The sequence below is a fragment of the Jeotgalicoccus nanhaiensis genome (assembly GCF_015235105.1).
GTDB lineage: Bacteria > Bacillota > Bacilli > Staphylococcales > Salinicoccaceae > Jeotgalicoccus > Jeotgalicoccus nanhaiensis.
This window is the reverse complement of record NZ_JADGLW010000003.1, coordinates 24,504-49,342: the sequence shown is the minus strand read 5'-3', so window position 1 is coordinate 49,342 and position 24,839 is coordinate 24,504. Positions and strand designations below refer to the sequence as shown.

Annotated in this window: 26 protein-coding genes; 20 read left to right on the top strand and 6 right to left on the bottom strand. The window is 38.6% G+C overall.

Translation table 11 applies throughout. The features are described 5' to 3' along the window. The first annotated feature begins 2 nt into the window (after positions 1-2). Positions 3-533: a helix-turn-helix domain-containing protein gene (locus IR135_RS04785; RefSeq protein WP_135097203.1), complete on the top strand. Its 531-nt coding sequence runs from the start codon at positions 3-5 to the stop codon at positions 531-533. Positions 534-621: 88 nt separating this feature from the next. Then, positions 622-1,503, top strand: coding sequence for a dihydrodipicolinate synthase family protein (locus IR135_RS04780; protein WP_135097201.1), 882 nt, complete (start codon positions 622-624; stop codon positions 1,501-1,503). Between the two features lie 47 nt (positions 1,504-1,550). Here the strand turns inward: IR135_RS04780 and IR135_RS04775 are convergent, their stop codons facing one another. The 5 genes from IR135_RS04775 to IR135_RS04755 all read right to left on the bottom strand — a co-directional run bounded on the left by IR135_RS04775 (position 1,551) and on the right by IR135_RS04755 (position 6,084). Beyond that, entirely contained in the window at positions 1,551-2,756 is a 1,206-nt protein-coding gene (locus tag IR135_RS04775; protein WP_135097199.1) for a hypothetical protein, read from the bottom strand. Positions 2,757-2,881: 125 nt separating this feature from the next. Next, positions 2,882-4,066, bottom strand: a complete 1,185-nt coding sequence (locus tag IR135_RS04770) for an NAD(P)/FAD-dependent oxidoreductase (protein ID WP_135097196.1) — start codon at positions 4,064-4,066, stop codon at positions 2,882-2,884. After that, entirely contained in the window at positions 4,059-4,391 is a 333-nt protein-coding gene (locus tag IR135_RS04765) for a (2Fe-2S)-binding protein (protein WP_135097195.1), read from the bottom strand. Before IR135_RS04765 ends, IR135_RS04770 begins: the two co-directional genes overlap by 8 nt. Next, complete coding sequence (locus IR135_RS04760) at positions 4,384-4,662, bottom strand: (2Fe-2S)-binding protein (protein WP_135097193.1); 279 nt, start codon at positions 4,660-4,662, stop codon at positions 4,384-4,386. The genes IR135_RS04765 and IR135_RS04760 overlap by 8 nt, the downstream gene beginning before the upstream one ends. Positions 4,663-4,719: 57 nt before the next feature. Then, the gene (locus tag IR135_RS04755) at positions 4,720-6,084 is read right to left on the bottom strand and encodes a sigma-54 interaction domain-containing protein (RefSeq protein ID WP_135097191.1); all 1,365 of its coding nucleotides are present in this window, start codon (positions 6,082-6,084) and stop codon (positions 4,720-4,722) included. Between the two features lie 139 nt (positions 6,085-6,223). Here IR135_RS04755 and IR135_RS04750 point away from each other — a divergent pair, with 139 nt between their 5' ends. The 14 genes from IR135_RS04750 to IR135_RS04685 all read left to right on the top strand — a co-directional run bounded on the left by IR135_RS04750 (position 6,224) and on the right by IR135_RS04685 (position 19,349). After that, entirely contained in the window at positions 6,224-7,402 is a 1,179-nt protein-coding gene (locus tag IR135_RS04750) for an NAD(P)/FAD-dependent oxidoreductase (protein WP_135097189.1), read from the top strand. Further along, positions 7,399-8,400, top strand: coding sequence for a proline racemase family protein (locus IR135_RS04745; protein ID WP_135097187.1), 1,002 nt, complete (start codon positions 7,399-7,401; stop codon positions 8,398-8,400). The genes IR135_RS04750 and IR135_RS04745 overlap by 4 nt, the downstream gene beginning before the upstream one ends. Positions 8,401-8,413: 13 nt before the next feature. Further along, positions 8,414-9,163, top strand: a complete 750-nt coding sequence (locus IR135_RS04740; RefSeq protein ID WP_135097185.1) for a hypothetical protein — start codon at positions 8,414-8,416, stop codon at positions 9,161-9,163. A gap of 19 nt (positions 9,164-9,182) precedes the next feature. Continuing rightward, entirely contained in the window at positions 9,183-10,616 is a 1,434-nt protein-coding gene (nhaC, locus tag IR135_RS04735; protein WP_167753383.1) for a Na+/H+ antiporter NhaC, read from the top strand. A 37-nt stretch (positions 10,617-10,653) separates the two neighbouring features. Further along, a complete protein-coding gene (locus IR135_RS04730) occupies positions 10,654-11,124 on the top strand; it encodes a nucleoside 2-deoxyribosyltransferase (protein ID WP_135097181.1) in 471 nt (156 codons plus the stop codon). Between the two features lie 110 nt (positions 11,125-11,234). After that, the gene (locus IR135_RS04725) at positions 11,235-11,789 is read left to right on the top strand and encodes a helix-turn-helix domain-containing protein (RefSeq protein ID WP_135097179.1); all 555 of its coding nucleotides are present in this window, start codon (positions 11,235-11,237) and stop codon (positions 11,787-11,789) included. Positions 11,790-11,816: 27 nt separating this feature from the next. Next, the gene (locus tag IR135_RS04720; RefSeq protein ID WP_135097177.1) at positions 11,817-12,524 is read left to right on the top strand and encodes an AzlC family ABC transporter permease; all 708 of its coding nucleotides are present in this window, start codon (positions 11,817-11,819) and stop codon (positions 12,522-12,524) included. Beyond that, positions 12,524-12,850: a branched-chain amino acid transporter permease gene (locus IR135_RS04715; protein WP_135097970.1), complete on the top strand. Its 327-nt coding sequence runs from the start codon at positions 12,524-12,526 to the stop codon at positions 12,848-12,850. The genes IR135_RS04720 and IR135_RS04715 overlap by 1 nt, the downstream gene beginning before the upstream one ends. Positions 12,851-12,982: 132 nt before the next feature. Continuing rightward, positions 12,983-13,579, top strand: a complete 597-nt coding sequence (locus tag IR135_RS04710) for a TetR/AcrR family transcriptional regulator (protein WP_167753363.1) — start codon at positions 12,983-12,985, stop codon at positions 13,577-13,579. 1 nt (position 13,580) lies between these two features. After that, on the top strand, positions 13,581-14,882 hold the full coding sequence (locus IR135_RS04705) for a purine-cytosine permease family protein (protein WP_135097173.1): 1,302 nt from the start codon (positions 13,581-13,583) through the stop codon (positions 14,880-14,882). A 6-nt stretch (positions 14,883-14,888) separates the two neighbouring features. Continuing rightward, on the top strand, positions 14,889-15,965 hold the full coding sequence (locus IR135_RS04700; RefSeq protein ID WP_135097171.1) for a DUF917 domain-containing protein: 1,077 nt from the start codon (positions 14,889-14,891) through the stop codon (positions 15,963-15,965). A 3-nt stretch (positions 15,966-15,968) separates the two neighbouring features. Beyond that, entirely contained in the window at positions 15,969-17,036 is a 1,068-nt protein-coding gene (locus tag IR135_RS04695) for a DUF917 domain-containing protein (RefSeq protein WP_135097170.1), read from the top strand. 15 nt (positions 17,037-17,051) lie between these two features. After that, entirely contained in the window at positions 17,052-18,605 is a 1,554-nt protein-coding gene (locus IR135_RS04690; RefSeq protein ID WP_135097168.1) for a hydantoinase/oxoprolinase N-terminal domain-containing protein, read from the top strand. Positions 18,606-19,025: 420 nt separating this feature from the next. Further along, a complete protein-coding gene (locus tag IR135_RS04685) occupies positions 19,026-19,349 on the top strand; it encodes a hypothetical protein (protein ID WP_135097166.1) in 324 nt (107 codons plus the stop codon). Here the strand turns inward: IR135_RS04685 and IR135_RS04680 are convergent. Beyond that, positions 19,344-20,141 carry a carbon-nitrogen family hydrolase gene (locus IR135_RS04680; RefSeq protein WP_135097163.1) on the bottom strand — a complete coding sequence of 266 codons (798 nt, stop codon included), beginning with the start codon at positions 20,139-20,141 and terminating at the stop codon, positions 19,344-19,346. The genes IR135_RS04685 and IR135_RS04680 overlap by 6 nt on opposite strands. A 161-nt stretch (positions 20,142-20,302) precedes the next feature. Here IR135_RS04680 and IR135_RS04675 point away from each other — a divergent pair, with 161 nt between their 5' ends. The 4 genes from IR135_RS04675 to IR135_RS04660 all read left to right on the top strand — a co-directional run bounded on the left by IR135_RS04675 (position 20,303) and on the right by IR135_RS04660 (position 24,828). Continuing rightward, complete coding sequence (locus IR135_RS04675; RefSeq protein ID WP_135097161.1) at positions 20,303-21,580, top strand: O-acetylhomoserine aminocarboxypropyltransferase/cysteine synthase family protein; 1,278 nt, start codon at positions 20,303-20,305, stop codon at positions 21,578-21,580. A 135-nt stretch (positions 21,581-21,715) separates the two neighbouring features. Beyond that, positions 21,716-22,555: an NAD(P)H-hydrate dehydratase gene (locus IR135_RS04670; protein WP_135097159.1), complete on the top strand. Its 840-nt coding sequence runs from the start codon at positions 21,716-21,718 to the stop codon at positions 22,553-22,555. An 88-nt stretch (positions 22,556-22,643) separates the two neighbouring features. After that, the gene (locus IR135_RS04665) at positions 22,644-23,585 is read left to right on the top strand and encodes an agmatinase family protein (protein WP_135097157.1); all 942 of its coding nucleotides are present in this window, start codon (positions 22,644-22,646) and stop codon (positions 23,583-23,585) included. A gap of 22 nt (positions 23,586-23,607) precedes the next feature. After that, complete coding sequence (locus tag IR135_RS04660; RefSeq protein ID WP_194194247.1) at positions 23,608-24,828, top strand: Nramp family divalent metal transporter; 1,221 nt, start codon at positions 23,608-23,610, stop codon at positions 24,826-24,828. Positions 24,829-24,839: the final 11 nt, after the last annotated feature.

Below are 24,839 nucleotides of genomic sequence, written 5' to 3'. Positions count from 1 at the left end.
ATATGAACGATTCATTTGGCAGCGAACTGAGAAAGGTTAGAAAAAGTAAAAAGATGACACTTCAGGAGTTGAGTGACCGAAGCGGTTTGTCAATCAGTTTTTTATCACAAATTGAAAGAAGTTTGCGAACGCTCACTTTTACTTCTTTAAATAAAATAGCAGATGCACTGGAAGTGGATGTAAACTTTTTCTTCGGCAGCAATAATTCGAATGTGAAAAAAAAAGCAGGTCAAAATAGTGTCGGCGGAGAAACCTTCTCTTACACAAGTCTTTCTGGTGATATGACACACCCTGATTTTATACCAGCTGTTATTGAGTTAAAAGCAAGTGAGACGCAGCAAGTTCCATACCGTCATGCGGGCCAGGAATTTGTCTATGTGCTCTCAGGTCAGCTGGAAGTCGAATTGGATGGCAGAAAAGAAACTCTCTATGCAAACGAATCAATTCATATCGATTCTTCGATAGCGCATCATTGGTATAACGATACTGATGAAGTAACAAAGATTTTGTTAGTATCTTCATCAAAAAATTAACTATATAAGCATTCTTAGAATATTAATTAAAAGAATGCTTATTATATAAATGAAAATTTCACACACAGTAAAAAAGGAGATAATAATTATGACTAAAACATTTGAAGGAGCATTTCCAGTTTTAATCACACCGATGAACGAGGATTATTCAGTAAATTTTAAAGGCATGAAAGAAAATGTTCAGCATTATTTAGATCTTAAAGTGCCGGGAATCATTATAATTGGAAGTACAGGAGAATTTGCATCACTCGATGATGAAGAGAAAGAGCAAATTGTTGAGCTCGTTGGTGAAATGGTAAAAGATTCAGAAACTCAGCTTCTGGTAGGTATCGCAGATGAGAGAACCAGCAAAGCACTGGAGTATGCAAAAGTTGCCGAGGAAAATCACGCAGATGGATTATTATTAATTAACTCATATTATCAAACACCGACAGAAGAAGAAGCATTTGAGCAATTTAAAGATGTCAATGATGCAGTCAGTTTGCCGATCATGATGTACAATAATCCATTCACAGCAAACGTGAATTTGGAAAATGAAACAATTTATAAAATCGATAAAGAGCTGGATAAAGTGCAGTATATTAAAGAATCAAGCGGGGATATCCGCAAAGTTCGAGCGATTATTAATAATACAAACTTTGTATTTTTCTGCGGTTCAGATGATCTTGCATATGAATCTTTCGTTCTGGGAGCTACAGGCTGGGTGTCTGTTGCGGCAAACATAGCACCGAATAGTGCACAGAGGCTATATGAACATGTTAAAGCAGGCGAGTATGAAGCGGCGAGAGAGTTAAACAAAGATCTGCTGCCACTTTGTGAGTTTCTTGAAGACTCCGGAAAATACGTTCAGATTGTTAAAAAAGCAATGGATTTAAAAGGATTAAACGGAGGACCTTCACGTAAACCGAGATTAGGATTAACGGAAGATGAAGTAAATCAACTGAAATCTCTCGTGGAGAAACTGGATTAATTAAAAGAAGGTATAAAATCTTTAAGATTTTATACCTTCTTTTTTATTTAGACTGAAATTTGTTCGAGTAACTGATTTTTATATTTATTGACCGTACGCCTGGAAATAGAAATTCCCTGCTCTTTTAATATAGTTGAAATTTTATTGTCAGACATTTTCTCGAAACCTGCCAAGTTTTTTATAAAATGCATTACATAACTGACTGAAGCATTTTTAGAACATTTTTTTGACAGTAACGATTTTACAGGGAAGATACCTCTTGGAGTTGAGACAAATTTGTTATGCAGCAATCTGCTGATTGTCGCTGGACTGAGCGAAGTATAGTCTGACAGCATGTTTTGATCTAAAGTATTTAGAAAAGAAGTATTTCCAAGCAGATAATCACTCTGGACGTTCACAATAATTGTCAGTATATCCGCTAAGTAAACCTTCCGCGCATTTAATATGGATACGAGTTCTTCATAGTCTTTTTTGTAACTTTCAATTTTGCGCTTAAATTTTTGTCTGCCTGTATCCAGACTAATAGCTTCAAAGGTCACGGAATCTATTAAGCAGTCATTAATCTGGATGCTGAAGGTATTATTTTCATCTAATGTAATTGCTGCATCCGGTGATGTATATGATGAATTTTCTCCGCTAAGCGGAAATAACTCGCAAGAGTCTTTAATCAGTTCTACATAGGATAAAAATTCTGTCTTCTTAACATCAATAGATTTTAGAAATGAGTAATCGTGCTTTTGAATATCCTCTAAATGGGATGTGAAAATCGAAAATAAATTTTCATTATATACTTGTTTTAACTTTAATTGAAAGGCTAAAAAACTGGTAATATCCTTACAGCCTATTCCTCTGTTGTCGTAATTTTGGAGCAGAATAATTAATTGTTCAACTATATCTTTTTTTGTCCTCATTAACAGAGCTATCTCATTTGTATCCGCTTCCAAAAAACCGTTGGAATTTAAGGAGTATATTAAATAATTCATAATTAATTGATTTCTTCCGGAAAGAGTGCAATTAAAGTACTGAAAAAGTTCTGACAAGATGTCATCCGGCTGATTTTTCTGTTTATAAGATAATACAGACAGAGGGATAGAATCTTCATCGATATAGATTAATGGATTGTCACGACATTTGTTCATAATATAGTTGTTTAGTTCTTCATTATTATACTTAAATAAGTTAATAGAATTATATAAAAAACTGTTTAAAGTAATATGCAGGTCGTCGGCTATAATGTTTTCAAGTTTAATCATTATATTCATCCTCTAATATTTTGCTTAAGACTATATTAACACAAGCCAAAAATGAAATTATAGTTATAAATAAATTATTGTATTGTTTACATAGTGTAAAATTAGAGATAAAAAAGTTCACTCCGTTAGGAATGAACTGTGTTTTTATGTTCCTGCCATATATTTTCAAGATTTTCGCGGCCGGATAACAAGTCTTTATGAAATTTTACTTTTGCATTCTTTCTTTCATCATCAATGTGCCTTAAAGTGTCAGATAGTCCACCCCTATACCCTAATATATTAAAAGCGGCTGCCCTTCCTTGAAGCATAGCGACTTTAGCATTCTCAATTCCCGTAACATTGCCTGCTACATACAAATTTGGGAGTTCTGTTCGCATCGTTCTACTGTGCAGCGGCACGTAACCTCCGAGAGCTTCTGAGTACACGTGTTTTAAGTTCAGTAAAGAGCCAATTTCACTGAGTGGGGCAAGTCCGTCTGAAATACATACGAAGTCACAATCAATCTTGTATGTACTATTTGGAATTGGTCTGCCTTCAGCATCAGTTTTTTGTATTGTAACGGATTCAACATTTTCAGAGCCGTTAATAGACAGGACTTGTTCTTTAATTGAAATAGGCAAACCTAATGCTTTTACGCCGGATGCGGGGAACATTTTTAAAGCAGTTTGATGCAGAGGTTTCGCTTTACCGGCAAGTACCGTACCGGCAGAAATTAATTTCGACGGGGCGGAACTGCCTAAAGAGAGCAGCGTTTCAAAAGCATCTTTAGGTGATTTTGTATTTATAATATTGCGTTGCGGCATACAAATCTTGGCAACTTCAATATCAGCGTAACCAAGCTCCATTGCAATAACCATAGATAAAGGATTAATGCCGATAATGACACCTTTATTGCCGGGTTTTACACGATTGAAGTTCGTGAGTATCTGCGCAGCACCCACTGTCATCACACCGGGCAGATCCCAGCCCGGCAAGGGATTCGACTTTTCTCTGGCACCAGTTGCGGTGATTAAATTAACACTGTCGAATACACCTGCAGTTGTATGTACAGTATAATGTTTGTCATGCTCAACATCGTAAACCGAAGTATTGATGAGTATTTCGCTTTTCTTTTCAACTGCAGAAATTAATTCTTTTGCAATCCTCAGCCCATTCCACCATTTTCCTTTCTCTTCTTCGTACAGCTGACCGAGCAGTCGTCCACCGGCATGGTAATATTCGTCAATCACCAGCACTTTTTGATCATCTTGAAGTATCTGGGCTGCAGATAAGCCGGCAGGACCGGCGCCGATAATAATGGTATCAAACATAAGGGCTTCCCTCCTTGACGACGTAAGGCACTTCCATTTGCTGTTCTATGGCCATGTCTTTTAATAAAGGTGTCAGACAGGCTCTCTGATTTTTCTTGCCGTTTACAATAACCCGGCACTCTGAGCAGTGTCCAATATTGCAGTACATACCACGCGGCTGACTGTCTTTTTCATGCTCACGCAACGTACGGATATCATTTGCCAGAAGGGCAGCAGTAATACTTTCCCCTTCATTGCCGTACATAACAGTGTTGTTCCAAGTGAACGGTACTGTGTTTAACTCTAAATCTTCTAAAATTTTATGTTTAATAATTCTTTCAGTCATCACTATTCCCCCTTGCGAGATCCAACAATGAAATCGTGCGGATTGGCGGCTGCGATTTCAAATGAACATAATGGGGTAATTCGTTGTTTTTATCAGCAGTCATTGATTCGAGAAGCGGGCCGCATGTCCGGGAGTTGCAAAAACCCATGCCTGCACGTGATTTTAATTTAAGTTCTCTGGAATTATTAGCACCGTCTTCCATAATTTCCAGTAAATCTGAGTAATACACGTTTTCACATCTGCATACTACAAAGTCATCTTCTTTTCTCATACTTAAGCACCTCTTTTTACTGTTAAAAGTTATAAGAAAAAAACGTGCCATTATCTTTTATAAACCAAATTTTTTAACTTTGGCATAAAGAGTGGGTCTGCTTATTCCAAGAACCTCACTGGATTGTTCAATATTATTATTATTATCTTCTAGAATATATTTAATATAGTCCGCTTCGACTTTTTCGACATAATCTCGCAGTGCAATTACTTCATCATTAATTATATTTTTCGGTACGGTATTTTTCTCACCGACTTCATTTAAATACTGATAAAAAACCTCATTATTTAATGTTTCTTCATTGGAAAAAATTACAAGGCGTTCTATGACATTCATCAGTTCCCTGACATTGCCCGGCCAGCGGTATGCTTTCAGTTCATTTAACAGCTGTTTATTCGCGTATCTGACGGACATCCCGTATTTTTCACTTATGTTGTATAAATAATAGTAAAATAATGCTTCTATGTCTTCTGGACGCTCACGTAGCGGCGGAATATGGATATTGACTACATTAACTCTGTACAGCAAATCTGATCTGAATTCCTCAGAAGACAAAAGGTCCGATATATTTTTGTTCGTTGCTGAAATCAAACGGAAATTAGTATTCATTTCTTTATTTCCGCCAAGTTTAAAATACTGTCTCTCCTGCAAAACTCTTAAAAATTTAACCTGCATATCAATAGGCATTTCGCCGATTTCATCAAGAAATAATGTACCATCTTCAGCCGACTCAATTTTCCCCTTATTGCCGGCTCTGTTCGCTCCGGTGAAAGCCCCTTTTTCATACCCAAATAACTCTGATTCAAATAAGTGATGTGGTATTGCTCCGCAGTTAATCGGAACCAAATCGCCTTTTGCTTTGCTCGAACTGTGGACAGCCTGAGCAAACAGCTCCTTTCCGACGCCAGTTTCTCCGGTAATCAGGATGTTAGCATTTGTTTTCGCAGCCATTTCAATCTGGTTTTTCACACGTTCCATAACAGAGCTCCTGTAAATGATATTCTTAAATTCGGAATTGTTGAGCTGCTGTACGCTGTCAGACAGAGAACTGACTTTATTTTTCAGTATTTCAATCTGTTCTTCCCGTTTAATCTTTTCTGTTACATCTACCTCTGATACAATCGCGCCTTCTACTTTGCCATCTATATAAATAGGTGTTGATTTTATATCAACATAAACATTTTCTGTTGCTCTGTGCTGCTGTTTTTGAATCACTTTATTTTCGCGCAGAGATTTAATCATAATCAATTTATCTTCAGAAAAGATATCAGTAATTTTTTTACCAATAACATAATCCTTAGGCATGCCGAAAATTTTCGCAGCTCTGTCACTCCAGTAAATTACATTCTCTTCTTTATCAATGATTGTGAAAGAATCATTATGAAAATTAATTAAAATATTTATAATTTCTTTTTCTAACATATTTTCATCCCCTTAACTGTTAGACTATTCATAATAATTATATAGTTCTTTACAGTTTTAAACAAAATTAATGGTATTTCGCATTTTGATAACTGGCATGCTTTTTTCTTATGTATTGATAATGAGACGAGGTGGACTAATGAATAATAAAATTTACGATGTATTAATTATCGGTGGAGGTATCATCGGTGCAAGTATCGCGTACTACACAGCTAAAACAGGATTGTCAGTCGCATTGTTGGAAAGTAATACAGTTGCTTCGGGAACAAGTTCCAAATGCGATGGGAATGTTCTTCTTATTGATAAAGAACCGGGTTTTGACAGCAGAATGGCCATTAAAAGCCAGGCCCTGATTAAAGAATTATCTGATGAACTTGAAATGAAATTTGAATTCAGACACCCAGGCAGTATATTTCTTTGTGCTGATGAAGACGAATTAGAACAGGGATACGATTGGGTTGATCATCATAATAAAGAGAACGGGAAGGATAAGTTTTTTAAAAAGCTGACTAAAGAAGACTTGAAAAATGATTCGAAGTATTTTTCGGATCATTTGGTTGGGGGAATAGAGTGCACTAACGACTCTACAATCAATCCTTATATGCTCGCATTTTCTTTAATTAATCAAGCGAAAAAGTATAATTTTTCATTGTTTGAAATGACTCCGGTAACGGATATTCAATCTGTAAATCACGAAGAGTTTAAAGTGATGTCCGATGAAGATGTATTTAAAGCCCATAAAGTAATCAATGCGGCGGGGATTTATTCTCCTCATGTAGGAAAACTTTTAGATATCGAGGTGCCCGTGGTGCCGAGAAAGGGACATATTTTAGTGTCATCGAGAGCTGAATTAATGGGTTCACGTAAGATACAGGAATTTGGTTATTTAATGACTAAATTCGGTAAGAAAAGGCGGGCATCAAAAGAAATGAATGATTACGGTGTCGCACTGGTTCATGAAGCGACTCAGAGTCAGAACTTTTTAATCGGAAGCAGCAGGGAGTTCGCCGGCTACGACACTAATGTTAACCATAAAGTAATCAGACTGATTGCTGAACGGGCCATTGAATATTTTCCGGCGATGAAAGATATGAGTTTTATACGCAGCTACGCAGGGTTAAGGCCATGGACTCCCGATAGTCTTCCCATCATTTCCAAAACAAAAGTTCCAGGATTTTACATTGCAGCCGGTCATGAAGGGGACGGTATTGGTTTATCAGCAATTACCGGCTTATGGATGTCGCAGATGATGACAGGTAAATTGGCGGATGACATCAGTCCGTTAAGTATTAATCGGTTTAAGGAGGCTAAAGTATGAATTTAAACAGTAAGCAGTTTATAACTATTGATACCCATACTGGCGGGAACCCGACGCGTACAGTTTTAGCGGGGATGCCTCGTCTGAAAGGAGACACTATACAGGAGCAGATGCTTGATATGAAAGATAACTATGATTATATCCGAAAATTTCTCGTTAATCCGCCCCGCGGTCATGATGTTATGAGTGGAACGATATTACTTCCGCCATTGGATAAACGCGCAGACTTCAGCGTTATTTTTGTAGAAACAGGGGGTTATTTGCCGATGTGCGGTCACGACACAATCGGTACATGCACAGCTCTCGTAGAGCTGGGCTATGTTGAGAGAAAAGAGCCGTTTACTGAAGTAGTGCTTGACACCCCTGCAGGTATAGTAGAAGCAAAATGCAAAGTGAGTAACGGGAAAGTCACTGAGGTGACATTCAATAGCACTGCATCATTCCATTTAAAAACAGTAGAGGTAAATTATCGTAACCAGGTTATACACTGCGATATCGCATATGGAGGAAATTTTTACGGCATTATTAAAGCTTCTGATTTAGACGTGGCATTAGATGTTTCCCGTTCAGAAGAAATAGTTATGAAAGCAATGGAAGTGAGAGATATTATAAATGCTGAACATGAAGTGATACATCCGGAATACAGCTTTATTAATAAATTGACTCATATGGAATTATATGAGGAAGGAAAGGTCACCAGGAATGCTGTGATTGTGCCTCCAGGCGGCATTGACCGGTCACCTTGCGGTACAGGTACATGTGCAAAAGTGGCAACGCTGTTTAAAAGCGGCAGGATGAATATTAATGATACTTTTACCCACGAAAGCATTACAGGTTCTCAGTTTAAAGCCGAGCTGCTCAAAACAGAAGAAAAAGAAGGAATTATTTACAATAAAGTTTCAATCACTGGATCAGCATGGCTGATGGCGAGACATGATTTCTATATGCATGACACTGACTCAATGAGTGAAGGATACTTATTGATTCCTGAAATATAAGGGGGACAGGAATATGATTGTGAAAACCGTTAATACTTATGATATTCAAATTAATGGACAACTATTGAGAATAGCTGACCAAGCAGAACTCAAAGTGGATATACCGCCGTATAAAATCAAAAATTTACTGCTGAATGAACCAAGAGGCAATAAGTACGTGAATCTAATTACTTATAATATAAATTGTGAAGAAGAGATTTTAGAAGTTTTTCTGGATACTTCAAATATTATTGATAATAGAGATATTTTGCTTAAATCCTTTATAGCCTCTTTGGTTGACAGGGGACGAATTAATAAGAAGATGATGTATCAAATCCGATTAGACGGGGAGGATATTTTATACAAACATGATGAATTACAGATATCATCTTTGTTCGAAGCACATAATAGCGGAGAGTTTTACACAATAAATGATAAAAAACTAAAAATAGAAGAAACCGTTCTAAATCTTGAAGTAAATAATCTGACAGAAATTAAATCTTCAATACTAGAAATATATCAGCCGGATCTTGATTATCTTATTTTGTATAACTCAGGAATATTTGCAATTGTAAATAAGAATGGAGACATTATTCCATATCCGGTTATAGAGGTCATTTCACTATTATATAAAAAGTATAAAGGAGAAGAACTGACTGGCTTAACCGGTAATAACATTGAAATTAATAATAACAGTTTTTTGTATAAATATTACTTAATAGCCAACTCACAATTTTATATTGATGATACAGATATTTACAGCGAAGGATTTATTATTAAATAAAAACAGGAGGAATTTCATGGTGAAAAAACCAAGATTACCAAGTGTCGCTATATTACTCTGCATCCTGGCCTTATTTGTAGTGATTATGTTTGGCAGTATTGTAATTCTGGAGTTACCTATTCAATTGGCACTTTTAGCTGTGTGGTTCATGATTATGGGGTTCGGACTGTACCTTGGCAACAGTTATTTAAAAATGGAGAAAGGTCTGCTGAAAGGTATCTATGAAGGTATGGGTGCCATACTTATTTTGATTGCTGTCGGGGCACTCATCGGCTCATGGATAGCGGGAGGTGTTGTGCCGACTATGATCTACTACGGGCTCGGTATAATCAGTCCAGGTATGTTTCTGATGGCAGCAATGATTATTTGCTCAATTACGGCAATCGCAACAGGTACATCATTTGGTGCAGCAGGTACTGCCGGCATTGCAATGATGGGAATTGGAGAGAGTTTTGGACTGCCAGTTTACTTAGTAGCAGGTGCTGTTATTTCGGGTTGTTATGTCGGTGATAAAATGTCACCCTTATCTGATACAACTGTAATGACAGCTTCACTATCCAAAGTGGACTTATTCAGACATATTCATTCTATGGCCTATGTATCGGTTCCTGCATTTATCATTGCAGCCATTGCATATTGGATTGCAGGTTCAGTGATTTATGAAGGGACAGGTGATTTAACAATAGCGGAAAATACTATGGCAGGACTTCAGGAAACATTCACAATATCCTGGTACATGCTTGTCCCTGCAGCTGTTGTTATCATAATGCTTATATTTAAGCTGCCGTCAGTACCGGTAATTATATTCGGTGCTTTGCTTGGAAGTTTATGGGCTGCCTTGTTTCAAGGTTACGGATTTATCGAAGCGATTCAGACATTATATTCCGGCAGCAGCTATTCCACAGGCATCGACTTCATTGATATCCTGCTTGATCGCGGTGGTATTACTTTCATGCTTGAAGTTATTCTGTTAATTATTCTGGCTCTTGGAGTAAGCGGGTTGCTGCAGACAATTGGTGCATTTACCGTTATTGGGGATATATTTGCGAAATGGGCGACAAATACCGGTAATTTAACGCTGACTACAATGCTGGCATCATTTTTCGGAGTGTTTTTTGGAGGTGCAGCTTATGTATCTCTTTTAACAGGAACTAAAATTACCGAAGAGAACTATGACCGTAAAAAGATATCGAGAACTCTGTTATCCAGAAATGTGGAGGCTGGAGGAACGGTTACGACACCGATGGTTCCATGGTCCGATGGTGGTGTGTTTATGGCAACAACACTTGGTGTTGCTACTCTCACGTATATTCCATTTTTCTGGTACGGATTCCTGGTTATTATCATTTCTTTGATTTACGGATATTTTGGTTTATTTATACTTGAAAAAGATGATTATGAAAAAGCATTGGATGCAGAAATAGAAAAAGAAACTGATATAAGTAATTACTAATATGATATTCTTTAAATAAAAGAATGGGAGTTATCTAATGAAAATTTATTTGGCAAGTCCGTTTTTTGATGCTGAGCAAGTGGAGAGAGTTAAGAGAGTGGAAGCTGCCTTGGAACAAAACCCAACAGTGACTGAAGTATTTTCACCGCGTCTCCAGCAGGATGAACACCTTGAACACGGTTCGGATGAGTGGCGCGAGTTTGTTTATAACAATGATATCAAACATGTTGAATGGTGCGATGCAGTCGTAGCTGTACATGATTATATCGGAGAGCACGTTGACCCGGGTACAGGTTTTGAAATCGGCTACGGCAAGGCGCTGGGTAAATTTATCGTACTTTATCAGGAAAAAGATCCTGAGACGGAAGCTCCGGTAAATCTGATGCTGACGGATTCACTGGATGTCTACTTACAGGATATTGATGATTTGGCCAAATATGATTTTAATAAGAAGAAAAAAATCAGATTTGAAAATTATTATCATGCTCCGGTAGCTGAAGATAAATAAAATTTTTCACAGCATATTTTCAGAATATGCTGTTTTTTTATTTTTTTTGTATGTTATAGCATATAAAAATATGTTATGGTGATTAAAATCTGATTGAGAGGTGAGTAATTATGAAAGAAAATGTAGCCTTTATCGGCAGTAATCTCCAAAAAATCCGCAAAGAACGAAATTTAAGTCTCGATAAAACTTCAGTACTCACCGGTGTCAGCAAGGCGATGCTTGCGCAGATTGAAAGAGGTGACTCAACTCCGACGGTCACAACATTATGGAAAATAGCAGATGGTCTAAAAGTCTCTTTTTCTTCCTTGATTACCCGTCCGCAAAAAGCTATGCAGGTAATCAGAAAAGAGGATACACAGCTTGTAACAGAAAATGATAAACGTTACCGCGTTTATAACGTCGTACCTTTTTCGCCGGAAAAATTGTTCGAAGTTTATAATGTAGAAATTGACCCCGGAAGCGGACACAGTTCAGATCCTCATACTCCAGGGGTGGAGGAGTATATATTTATAAATAAAGGACGGCTGACGATGGATATTAACGGGACTTCAACCTTTCTCAAGGAAGATGAATCAATAATATTTGACGGCAATCAGCCGCATGTTTATAAAAATGACGGAGAAGTTATGGTGAAACTGACGATGGTCATGCACTACAGAAAATAAAAATATAAATAAAAAAGGGTGACAGCAATGTCGTTTGAAAACCATATTGCAACACTGAAATACGCTTTTCCAAAAACTATACCGATTTTAGCAGGCTTTACTTTCCTGGGAATTGCTTACGGGATTTACATGAACTCACTTGGTTTCGGTCCTGCCTATGCCATCTTAATGAGTATATTTATCTTCGCGGGATCGATGGAATTCGTTGCCGGCAGTATGCTGCTCGGCGCATTTAATCCCTTAAGTGCTTTTTTGCTTACTTTAATGATTAATGCAAGACACTTATTTTACGGTATTTCCATGCTGGACAAGTTTAAAGGTATCGGCAAGAAGAAGTATTACTTAATCTACGGCATGTGTGATGAAACATTCGTTATTAACAGTACGGAAAAAGCACCTGCCCATATTAACTCCGGCTGGTTCATGTTTTATGTAACCATCCTGAATCAGCTGTACTGGGTCGGCGGCACAACAATCGGCAGCCTGTTCGGTTCAGCAGTAGCCTTCAATACAGAAGGACTGGAATTTGTTATGACAGCCTTGTTTGTTGTCATCTTTTTAGATCAGTGGATGAAAGAAAGATATCATGTCAGTTCAGTTGTCGGGATTGGTGCATCGATATTGAGTCTCGTTATTTTCGGTCCTGAGAACTTTATCATTCCTGCGATGGTAATTATTTTAATTGCACTGACACTGATCAGGAAAGTAATTGAGAAAAGAGAGGTAATCTCGTGATGACCTTAACCCAGCAGATTATTATCATCGGATGTGTAGTGCTTGGAACGCTGACAACAAGATTCCTGCCATTTATTATATTTAATAACGATAAAGAAACACCGTCTTACATAAAATACTTGGGCTATATGCTGCCGCCGGCTGTATTCGGTCTTCTGGTTGTGTATGCTCTCCGGGAAGTTGAGCTGACAACGGTGTCCAGTTTTGTCCCGGAGATGCTCGCTGTCGGATTGATAATTGTACTGCATTACTGGAAGAAAAATATGCTGCTGTCGATAGCCGGGGGCACTATATTTTATATGATCCTGGTGCAGATGGTGTTTTAAATGAATACTTAATGACAAGATGCTTATTTTTTATAGGCATCTTTTTAATTTATTATTTTTAATTATCAGATTATATTTACAAGTCAGAATATTCGTGGTAATCTACCTATTAATCGTTAGGTGGTGAAAGTATTGAATACAAAGCAGCGAATTGTCAACGCGGCAATAAAGAATATCGCTTCATATGGTTATGATGGGGCGACTATGAAAAAGATAGCAGATGACAGTGAAATAAAAACTGCTTCCATATATTATTTTTTTAATAATAAACAAGCACTGATGCTGAGTGTGCTGGACAAAGTTCTGCAAAATCACTTTTCAGCAATGGTGGATGCTTATGAAAGCAGTAATAATCTAAGTCCTTTAGAAATAATGCAGGTGATGCTGGAAAGAATTGCTGAACATCATTTTGAGAACTCATCTGAAAGAAAAGTATATCTGGAGCTTCTGGAGAGCAGCGATGAAACTATAAAGACTGAGGTTGTAAGTTACCTGGAGCGATATAATTCATGGTTATATGAAAACTTAATGAATGAATTAAATACTTTATATGTATCGGAAGATGGAACGGAATTAAAACAAGTTTTAGATTATTTCTTATTAATTGGTAACGGTGTTTTTTGGGCTACAAATTTATACTCATATGAAGAAATGAAAAGTGAAGTAATTAATGCGAAATCACTAATGTACTATGCTTATAACGCTGTTTTGATAAATCGGGAGGAATAATATGGAACAAGTTGATCAAAAGAAATTAATAGAAGATTATGAGATAAAACCTGTACCACAGGAAGAACGTAAAAACTGGTTTTATTTAACGATGGTGTGGATTGCAGGGATTATAGCCTTATCAGCCACAGCTCTTGGCGGGGCTTTAGGTAGTGGAATGAGTTTAAATCAAGCGATATTTACCGCAGGAATAGGCTGTTTTTTATTAGCTGTTTTTAATGCCTTTTGCGGTATTGTCGGTAACAAAACAGGCCTGTCAACTGCAATGATATCGACATTTGCTCTCGGAAGATATGGCTCATTTATTGTCTCAATTGTAATCGCAATATCGCTGTTCGGCTGGTTCGGTGTGCAGCTGGATCTATTCGGGTCTAGTTTATATAACGTCATATACGACGTCTTCGGAATTGAGATAGGAAGAAAATGGCTGATGATTTTAGGCGGCGCTTTGATGACTATCACTTCCATGATTGGCTATAAAGGTCTGGAAAAACTTAGTGTTGTCGCAACACCATTATTAGGAATTTTATTGATTGGGTCAGCCTTTATAGTTCTCAGAGAATTTAATTTTAATGAATTGAACAATGCGGCTTTATCAATGGATCCAATTAGTATAGGTGGAGGAATCTCACTTTTAATCGGCTCTCTTGCCATTGGTGTAATCATTGCCCCGGATTTTTCAAGGTATTCAAAATCAAATAAAGATACAGTAATTGCTTCCTTTCTGAGTTATTTTTTAGGCTACGCCGTTGTACTCGTATTAGCAGTATTATTAGCGAAGGCAACGAGTGAAGTAGATGTCGTAGCAATCATGATTGGTATCGGCTGGGGGAGCGGAGCGATGCTTGTGTTAATTTTAGCGCAGTGGACGACCAATAATACAAACTTATACTCATCTGCTCTTGGGTTCTCTGTAGTTTTTAAAGCAGTGCCTAAATACATTATTACAATTTGTGCAGGAATTATTGGTACTACGTTCGCAGTGCTCGGTATTTATGATAACTTTATAACTTTCCTCAACATACTCAGTATTATGATTCCGCCGGTGGGTGGGATTTATGTTGCGGACTTCTTATTAAGAAGTCACCGCTATGATTTTTCCAGGATGGAATCAATCAGAAGTCTAAACATCATGAGTATTTTAGTTTGGGCTATAGCTATATTTACAGCATTTCTAACTTCTGCACCTCCGCTTGGTCTGGGAATACTGACAATTACTAATGCACCTGCAATCGATGCTTTCTTGGCAGCTTTTATTTTGCAACTGATAATCAGTAAATTCAACTTGGATAAGAGAGGATAGATAGCAATGAAAACAATTACCCAAAATGATATTGAAGATATCGCTCTGGGGGCTGCTCTCTTAGGTACTGGCGGGGGCGGAGACCCTTTTATAGGGAAACTAATGGCCTTATCCGCCATTGAGAAATATGGGGATGTAAAGCTGATCAATATAGATGAGTTGAAAGACAAACAAAAAGCTGCCACATTTTGCATGGTCGGCGCTCCTACTGTAGGCGTTGAAAAGTTACCAAACTTTGAAAGTTTAGAAAAGGCATACGAAGAATATCAAAAATATTACGGCAGTAATATTGAAGCTATTCTGCCAGCGGAAATAGGCGGAGTAAACTCTATGATACCCTTTGTTCTGGCAGCGATGAAAGGCATACCGATTATTGATGCAGATGGCATGGGAAGAGCATTTCCCGAAATGCAGATGGATACATTTTCAATTGCCGGTATACCTAACACGCCTTCTGTATTTGCAGATGAAAAAGGCAATTCGTTCATTATAAAAACCAAAGATAGCGAAGCAACAGAAAAAATCTCAAGAGCATTAGTGGACACGATGGGCGGATCATTAATTAATGGTGTTTACCTTCTCGATAAATCTGATTTAAATAAAAATGCAGTTCCAAATACAATTTCATTAGCGAAAAAAATCGGAAGAATTATCAGGACATCTAAAACAGCTGTCGATGAGCTGGTAAATGATTATGAGATGTTTCAGCTGTTCAATGGCAAAATTACAGATGTTGACCGAAAGACTAGTGGTGGATTTGTAAGAGGGACAGCAAAAATCGAAGGAATTGAATCCGACAAAAATAAAGTTTGTACTATTGAGTTTCAAAATGAGAATTTGATTTGTCTTGTTGATAATCAGGTCATGTGTACAACGCCTGATTTGATTACCTTGATAGATAAAGAGACGGCTAATCCGTTGACAACAGAAGGTTTAAAATATGGAATGAGATGCAGTGTTATTGCGAGTAAAGCAGATAACCGGTGGAGAACCGAGAAAGGTATTCGTACTGTTGGACCGAAATATTTTGGTTATGACTACGAGTATGTACCTGTAGAAAAATTAATTAGAGATAGGGTGTAATTTATGAGATTGATAGGTAAAGAAGAAATAGAAAAAATGGCAATAGGTGCTGCCCTCCTTGGAACAGGCGGCGGCGGAGATCCATATATAGGAAAACTTATGGCTTTACAGGCAATAGAAAAGCATGGTCCTGTAAAACTGATTTCAGCAGCAGAATTAGACGACGATGATTTGGTGGTACCTTCAGCTATGATGGGAGCACCGACAGTAATGGTTGAGAAAGTGCCTAGCGGAGAAGAATCGCTGGCGGCATTCAGTGCTCTGGAAGACTATCTGGGCAAAAAAATTACTGCAACGATGCCGATTGAAGCTGGCGGTGTAAACTCACTTTTGCCTCTGGCTCTTGCTGCCCAAACAGGGTTGCCGGTAGTCGATGCGGACGGAATGGGACGGGCTTTTCCTGAGCTGCAGATGGTGACCTTCTATCTTGATGATATAAACGCATCCCCTATGGTGTTGGCAGATGAAAAGAAAAATTCAATCGTTCTTAATGCTGTAAATGGCATGTGGACGGAAAAAATAGCACGCAGTGCAACTATGACTATGGGAGGCTCCCTTTTAAATGCTATTTATCCTATGACCGGCAAGCAAACAAAAGAGTCCTCAATATTAAACTCACTGACTTTGGAAGAGGAACTTGGAGATATTATCCTTAATTCCAAAAATCCGATTGAAGATCTTAAAACTAAGCTTAAAGGCTATATTTTATTCAATGGAAAAATTACAGATATCGAAAGAAAAACCGATGGAGGGTTTGTAAGAGGAAGTGCAAAATTTAATGGCATTAATCAAGACAAAGACAGTACGGCAAGCCTGGAATTTCAAAATGAGAACTTAATGTGTTTAGTCGATGGTCAGCCTAAGTGCATAACACCAGATTTAATTACAGTGCTAGACGCTGAAACAGGAATGCCTATTACTACCGAAGGACTAAAGTTCGGCATGAGGGTGGTTATTTTAGGAATGCCTGCTGATGAGAAATGGAGAACTGATAGGGGCATTGAAACGGTGGGGCCAAAATACTTTGGTTATGATTATGAATATAAAACAATCGAAGAACTAAATAAATAATAAGGAGATTTTGATATGGCATATAAATTGGGAATTGATGTGGGCGGTACGAATACAGATGGAGCAATACTGGATGAGCAGATGAATGTTATTTCATCTTTTAAATCTCCAACAACTGATGATATTGAATCAGGCATCAAAAATGTAATTGAAATGTTATTGGATGATATAGATTTTGACAAATCAGAAATTACTCATGCCATGCTCGGAACGACGCAGTGCACAAATGCAATAGTCACGCGTAAAGGTTTAAATAGTGTGGGTGTTATACGAACGGGAGCCCCAGCAGGAACTGCGGTTGAACCGCTTTACAGTATGCCTGACGATTTGCTCAGTGTAATTGGGGAGAATACTTTTCAGGTTAGAGGAGGACATGAGTTCAATGGTGAATTAATTGCTGAACTTGATGAAGAAAAAATTCGTGAAATTGCGAAAGAGCTTAAAGGCAAAGTATCCTCGATAGCGATTACGTCTATCTTTTCTCCTGTAAACAACGAACACGAAATAAGAACAAAAGAAATTATCGAGGAAATCTGGGATGAAGAAGTTGCATTCTCATTGTCTTCAGAAATTGGAAGTATTGGATTGCTGGAAAGAGAAAATGCGACAGTACTGAACGCTTCTATTATTGATGTTGCCAGAAAAACAATCATTGGCTTTGAAAAAGCCTTAGAACAAAATGGTATAAATGCTAATGTGTACTTCTGTCAAAATGACGGTACATTGATGTCGAAAGAATATACATTGAAATATCCAATTCTCACAGTAGCCTGCGGTCCAACCAATAGCTTAAGAGGTGCAAGTTTCTTATCCGATTTTAATAATGCAATTATAGTTGACATCGGCGGAACTACTACCGATATCGGCGTGCTGAATAATGGTTTCCCACGAGAATCATCATTGTCTGTAGAACTCGGCGGCGTACAGACAAACTTTAGAATGCCTGATATCTACTCTCTCGGACTCGGCGGCGGAACTATTGTGCAAATAAAAAATAATGATTTCCAAATTGGTCCTGACAGTGTCGGGTACAGACTGCCGGCTGAAGCGAAAATATTCGGGGGTGATGTCCTGACCGTTACAGATATTGCTGTAGCTAAAGGTGTTTTAGACCTTGGAGATAGAACATTGGTAGAAGATCTAAATACCAGGTTGGTAGATGAGATTTATGAAGAAATTTTAAAAATGATAGAGCGTTCTATTGAAAGAATGAAAACAAGCGCAGCAGATGTGCCAGTGATACTCGTTGGCGGCGGTAGTGCTTTAATCCAGGGAGATATTGAAGGTGCAAGCGAAGTAGTTAATCCTGGCAATGGAGGAGTAGCTAACGCCATTGGATCAGCGATTTCGGATATAAGCGGCGAAGTTGAGAAAATCTACAATATAGATCCGGGAGAACGGGAAAATACTTTGGCAGAGATTAAAAAAATAGCAATCAATGAAGCAGTCGAAGCAGGAGCGGATAAAGATAAAACTGAAATCATCAGTTTTGAAGATGTTCCACTAGCATATTTGCCAGGCAATGCGACTAGAATTAAAGTTAAAGCGGCAGGACCTCTTAGAAAATAGGTATAGATTGAATCCTTGGATAATATACGGTTATCCAAGGATTTATATTTTTATAAATTTACGTCTGCTGCCGATAGCCGGGGGTACTATATTTTATATGATTCTGGTGCAGATGGTGTTTTAGAAAAGAAATATAAATAGAGAAAAGGTGTTCAACTTGAAAAAAGCATACATTATACACGGTTATGCAGCAACGCCTGAATCGCACTGGTTCCCATGACTTGCCCGGGAATTGAAAAAATATAATTATGACACCGAAGTCTTTGCTTTACCGGGTTCAAGCGAACCTGAGCTGAAGAAATGGAGAGGTAAAATTGAATTAATTTCACCAGTATTAGACAGCGGCGCAATTTTTATCGGGCATAGTTTAGGTGTGCTTACCATTTTGGATCATTTACCAAAAATAAATACGGATTATTTTTGGTAGCAGGATTTAAAAACAGAACTGCAGCATTGCCGGAACTTGATCAATTTATAGAGGAGGCATATTTTAATAAGAAAAATATCCTGGCAGAACATATTATTTCTGGAGCTGCTAAAAAGGATGACAGGGTAGACAGCAGTCTATCGAAAGAATTATCCGAAGAACTGAATGATAAATTTATTGAAGTTAATCATGAGGGTCACTTTTTAGGTAAAGAAGGATACGACACATTTGAATTGCTGAGAGATGAGATATTTAAGAGAAATAACTTAAAAAGCTTATCTCCTTGTGCTGAAGACAAGGAGACAGCTTTTTTATAAATTCTTATACAGTTCTTTGCGTCTGCTTTTAAAAATCGGAATATCAGCACGCACCTGATCTATATAATTTAAATCCAGTTCTGCTGTCACGACTTCTTCCGTATCTGTATCCGCTTCAGCAAGAATCTCGCCAAAAGGATTAATAATCATTGACCGTCCTGCGAATTCAGCACCGTTGTTCTGTGTGCCGACAGTATTGCTGGCAACGATGTAGCATTGATTTTCAATGGCTCTTGCTTTCAGCAGTGTTACCCAATGTTCTGTACGTTCTATTGGCCATTCTGCAACGACGAAAATTATTTTTGCGCCTGACAGAGATAGGTCTCTGAATAATTCAGGGAATCTTAAATCATAGCAAATTACCAGACCGCACTCTTCTCCGCTGATTTCAAATACCTCTGCCGGTTTGTCTCCGCTGACGAGAAATTCCGGTTCATTTAACATTGGCACCAAATGCATTTTTGAATATTCATATATCAGTTTTCCATTATTATTTACCGTAAAAGCTGTATTATAGACCCCGCTGTCTCCGTAAGTATTTGGAATCGAGCCTGCAACGATAGTCACATTATTATCAGCCGCTAATTTCGAAATGAAGGTTTTCACCGGTTCGAGGTTATTGGCTGCATAATCCCTGATATTCTCAAGATCATAGCCTGATGTCCACATTTCAGGGAGCACGACAACATCGGTATGGTCTAAATCCGTTTCGTTAAACAGCTTGTTTACTTTATTTAAGTTTTTTTCTATGCTGCCATCAGTGATTTGAAACTGGAAGATTTTAATTCTCATAATATCTCTCCTTTAGCAGTTCCGGAATTTAACTCTACAGTATACATAGCCGAACTCTCTGTAAAGAAAAGTATTTCATTATTGCAAAAAACCTAGTGAGATAGTATGATTTTAATTATATTTAATATCAGAAAATTCAACCAATAAAATGGAGGATTAATATGACTAATGACAAGTGGAATTTAGAAACTTTAACGATACATGCAGGACAAACAGTGGATGATTCAAAATCACGCGCGGTGCCGATTACACAGACAACAAGTTATGTCTTCGACGACACGCAGCATGCACAGGATTTATTTTCTTTAGCGAAGCCGGGAAATATTTACACGCGCATTATGAACCCGACACAGAATGTTTTTGAAGAGCGTATTGCAGCACTGGAAGGCGGCGTTGGTGCATTAGCAACATCTTCCGGACAGGCGGCTATTCATTTATCACTCTTAAATATCGTAGAAACTGGCTATGAGGTTGTTGCATCTGCCAATCTGTACGGCGGTACATATAACCTTTTAAATGTAACGTTTAAGAAGATGGGAATTAAAGTTCATTTCGTCGATCCGTCAGATCCTGAAAACTTTAAAGCAGCTATTAACGATAAAACACGTGCGGTCTTTGCTGAAACGATAGGAAACCCGCGTATTGATGTTTTAGATATCGAAGCGGTAGCGGAAATTGCACACAGTCATGATCTGCCGCTTATTGTCGACAGTACTTTTGCAACGCCTTATTTACTTCGTCCGTTTGAACACGGTGCCGATATTATCGTGCATTCAGCGACTAAATTTATCGGCGGGCACGGCACTTCTATCGGCGGGGTTATCGTCGACCGAGGCAACTTCAATTGGGATAACAGTAAATTCCCGGGACTTGTTGAGCCGGATGAAAGTTATCACGGTGTTTCTTATGTAAATGATATTGGTCCTGCAGCATATATCACAAAAGCACGTGTTCAGCTGCTGCGTGATTTAGGCTCTGCAGTGTCTCCGTTTAATGTTCAGCAGTTCCTCTTAGGACTGGAAACATTACACCTCCGCATGGAACGCCATTCGGAAAACGCACTGAAAGTAGCGGAGTATTTAGAACAGCATCCTAAAGTGAAATGGGTCAATTACCCGGGACTTGAAAGTAATAAATATCATGAACTGGGTAAAAAATACCTGCCTAAAGGACAAGGTGCTATCCTGACATTCGGTATTGACGGTTCGGTGGAAGAAATTGCGAAGTTTGTCGACGGGCTTGGACTGTTCTCCTTAGTTGCGAACGTTGGAGATTCAAAATCATTGGTTATTCACCCGGCAAGCACCACACACCAGCAGCTATCAGAAGAAGAACAAATCGCTTCAGGAGTGCTGCCGGAGCTGGTACGTCTGTCAATCGGAACTGAAAATATTGATGATATTATCAGTGACTTAGAGCAGGGTCTTAAAGAAGTATAAGTGAAAAAATGAAGCCGTGAGAGGATATCTCGCGGTTTTTATTATTTAAAAGGCAAGTAAATATGAAAATAGATAATCTATTTTTAAAAAACAGGGTATAAGGAGGGGTGAATCTATATTTTGGAGGTAAAGTAAATGAATGTGAACAGCTGGTCGGAAAATCTTGTTATCGAACATTGGCCAAAACGAGATCCGAATTCTCATAAAGGTAACCACGGCAAAGTCGGTATTATTGCCGGCAGTCAGCTGATGCCCGGTGCTGCTGCTCTTTGTGCCGGTGCTGCAGTAGAAAGCGGGGCGGGTTTAACAGCAGTCAATACTGTAAGAACAGTAATTCCAATTGTTGCGGGACATGTTCCGGAAGCGACGTTTTATCACAGGGATGATGATTTAAACGGCTTTATGGAAGGAAAGGATGTAATTGCAGCAGGACCGGGTCTTGGACGTTTATCCGATGATATTATTGAAGATTTGATTACTAATTTTGATGGACCGCTGGTGATTGACGCTGACGGATTATATGAGTTGCGGAGCCATGAAGTGATAATCAGAAAAAGGACGGCACCGCTCATCATCACACCTCATGCCGGTGAGATGGCCCGCATTATTAATGAGGATATTGAATATGTGACCGGTAATCGTTATGAAGCAGCGGAAAAACTGGCCATAGATTACGGTATTTACGTCGTGCTTAAAGGCCCGGAAACGATTGTGGCTGAACCTAACGGTACATTATGGGTAAATCACACGGGAAATGCAGGTCTCGCAAAAGGCGGTACAGGAGATGTTTTAACCGGAATGATTCTCGCTTTCATAGGACGTTACGATGATATTCAGCCGGCTGTTTCCAGTGCAGTGTATATGCACGGCTATGCTGCTGATTATTTAATTGAACACGGTGAAGCGATGGAATCGGTAACTGCATCGAAAGTTATAAAAATACTTAGTTCATCTTTCCAAAGACTTATAAATTAGAATTATCAAAAAATTAAATTGCGGTCTGGTATCGAAAGTATATATAATACAGTTGTATCTTAAATAAATAAAAAGGGGTTTTATATTTATGAAGGAAAATATTTATGGAAATATCCCATGCTTTTTAGGTGCGGAAAATCTTGTGAAAAAGGGCTCTTATGATACAGATGTCATCTTTTACGGTGCGCCATTTGAAGGTGAAAGTACTTGGGGTGATTATACAGGGGTCGAACTCGGACCGAAACAGATTCGTTCTTCTTCAGCGCGCTACAGCGGCTACTTACCAGAGCTCGATCACGTTGATGTTACCGAACATTTATCGTTCGGCGATGCGGGAGATGTGCCTTTTGTTGCACACGATAATGAACAGTCTTATCAGAACATCGAAGATTTTTCTGCTGAGTTATGGAAAACAGGGAAATTCCTTGTCGGTTTCGGCGGAGAACATGGTGTTACATATCCGATACTGAAGTCTCTTGCGGACAGCGGTAAGAAAATCGGCATTATACATTTAGATGCTCACTACGATAATATGCCTGATTATGAAGGAGAGCGCTATGCCCGCAATACGCCATTTATGCGTTTGTATGAAACTGAAGGAGTGCGCAACGAATCGATTATTCATACGGGAATTCACGGTCCGCGTAACAAACCTGAAACAGGACGCTACGCAAAAGAAAACGGTGCGGTGACAATTACGATTAACGAAATTAGGGAAGCTAAAGATTTACGCGCCTATGCGAAAGAAATTTACGATATGGCGGCAGAAGATGTGGATGTTGTCTATTTATCTATTTGCAGTGACGTGCTGGATTTTGCCTACAATCCGGGCGGTCCTGTCGACGGGAATGGTTTAACATCTTATGAATTACTCACTTTAATACATGAATTCGGTAAATATGGTCTCGTCGGCATGGATTATGTTGAAGTGTATCCGATGATGGACGCCAATCAGAATTCGGCTCATTTTGTCAGCTACGCAGTACTGTATGTCCTAGCCGGGCACTTAAAATACTTAGGTAAAATCTGATTGAACAAGGGATGGGATCTTGATGAACAGATTTAAGGAAATATTAAAAGCTCTGGGACCCGGTATGGTCATCACAGCTTCATTCATCGGTCCGGGGACAGTGACAACAATGACACGTGCCGGGGCTGGATTTGGCTACAGTATCTTATGGGCGGTTTTATTCTCCGTCATTGCAACAATCGTTCTGCAGGAAATGATTATCCGTCTGGCTTTAGTAACGAGGCGCGGTCTCGGGGAAGCTATTTATGATTTATTTAATCATACAGTGGGGAAATTTCTTGTCGTCTGGATTTCTATGCTGGCAGTTGCTATAGGCTGTGCGGCATACATGAGCGGAGACTTGCTCGGAACCTCACTCGGTCTTGGATATCTGCTTAATATACCAACGAATATACTTGCCCCGATAGTCGGAATAATAATACTGACAATTGGTTTACTGGGCAGTTACAAAATTATAGAAAAAATTATGCTCGGTCTGATGGTAATAATGGGTGCAACATTTATTACAACGATGTTCCTGGTAAAGCCGAACTGGGGCGAAGTGTTCAGCGGTGCATTTTTACCTTCTATACCGGATAGTTCCATTATTATGGTCATTGCATTAATCGGAACGACAGTTGTGCCGTATAATTTCTTTCTGCACGCGACTGCGGTGCATGAAAGATTTAACGGTATGAAAGACTTGAACCTGGCACGCTGGGACACAATTATTTCAATCGCTATCGGCGGTCTTATTTCAGGTGCTATTTTAATTTCTGCCGGCGCTTTAATTTACGGTCAGGAAGTAGATAACGTGGTTGCACTTGCCGGTCCTCTTGTACCGATTCTCGGTGAAACATGGGCGCCTGTCTTTATCAGCATCGGTTTATTCGCAGCAGGATTCTCATCTGCCCTGGCATCACCGATGGGGGCTGCAGCTACGGTCAGTTCCTTCTTCAAATGGGAAGGCGGTATGAAAGGCAAGAAATTTAAAATGGTATTCGGTACCGTTATATTAATTGGTGTCGTCACATCAGCAATCGGTTTTGAGCCGCTTGAAGTGATTCTTATCGCTCAGGCTTTAAACGGTATTATTCTGCCCGTTATTGCAATTTTAATTTATATTATTATTAATAAAAAAGGACTTATGGGACAGTATAAAAATGGTCCTGTATTAAATGTCATCGGATTTGCAGTGGTGGCAGTAGTGTCATTTTTAGGAATTTACAGCATGATTGATGCAGTGACAGCATTTTTCGGATAAAAAATTAAGAA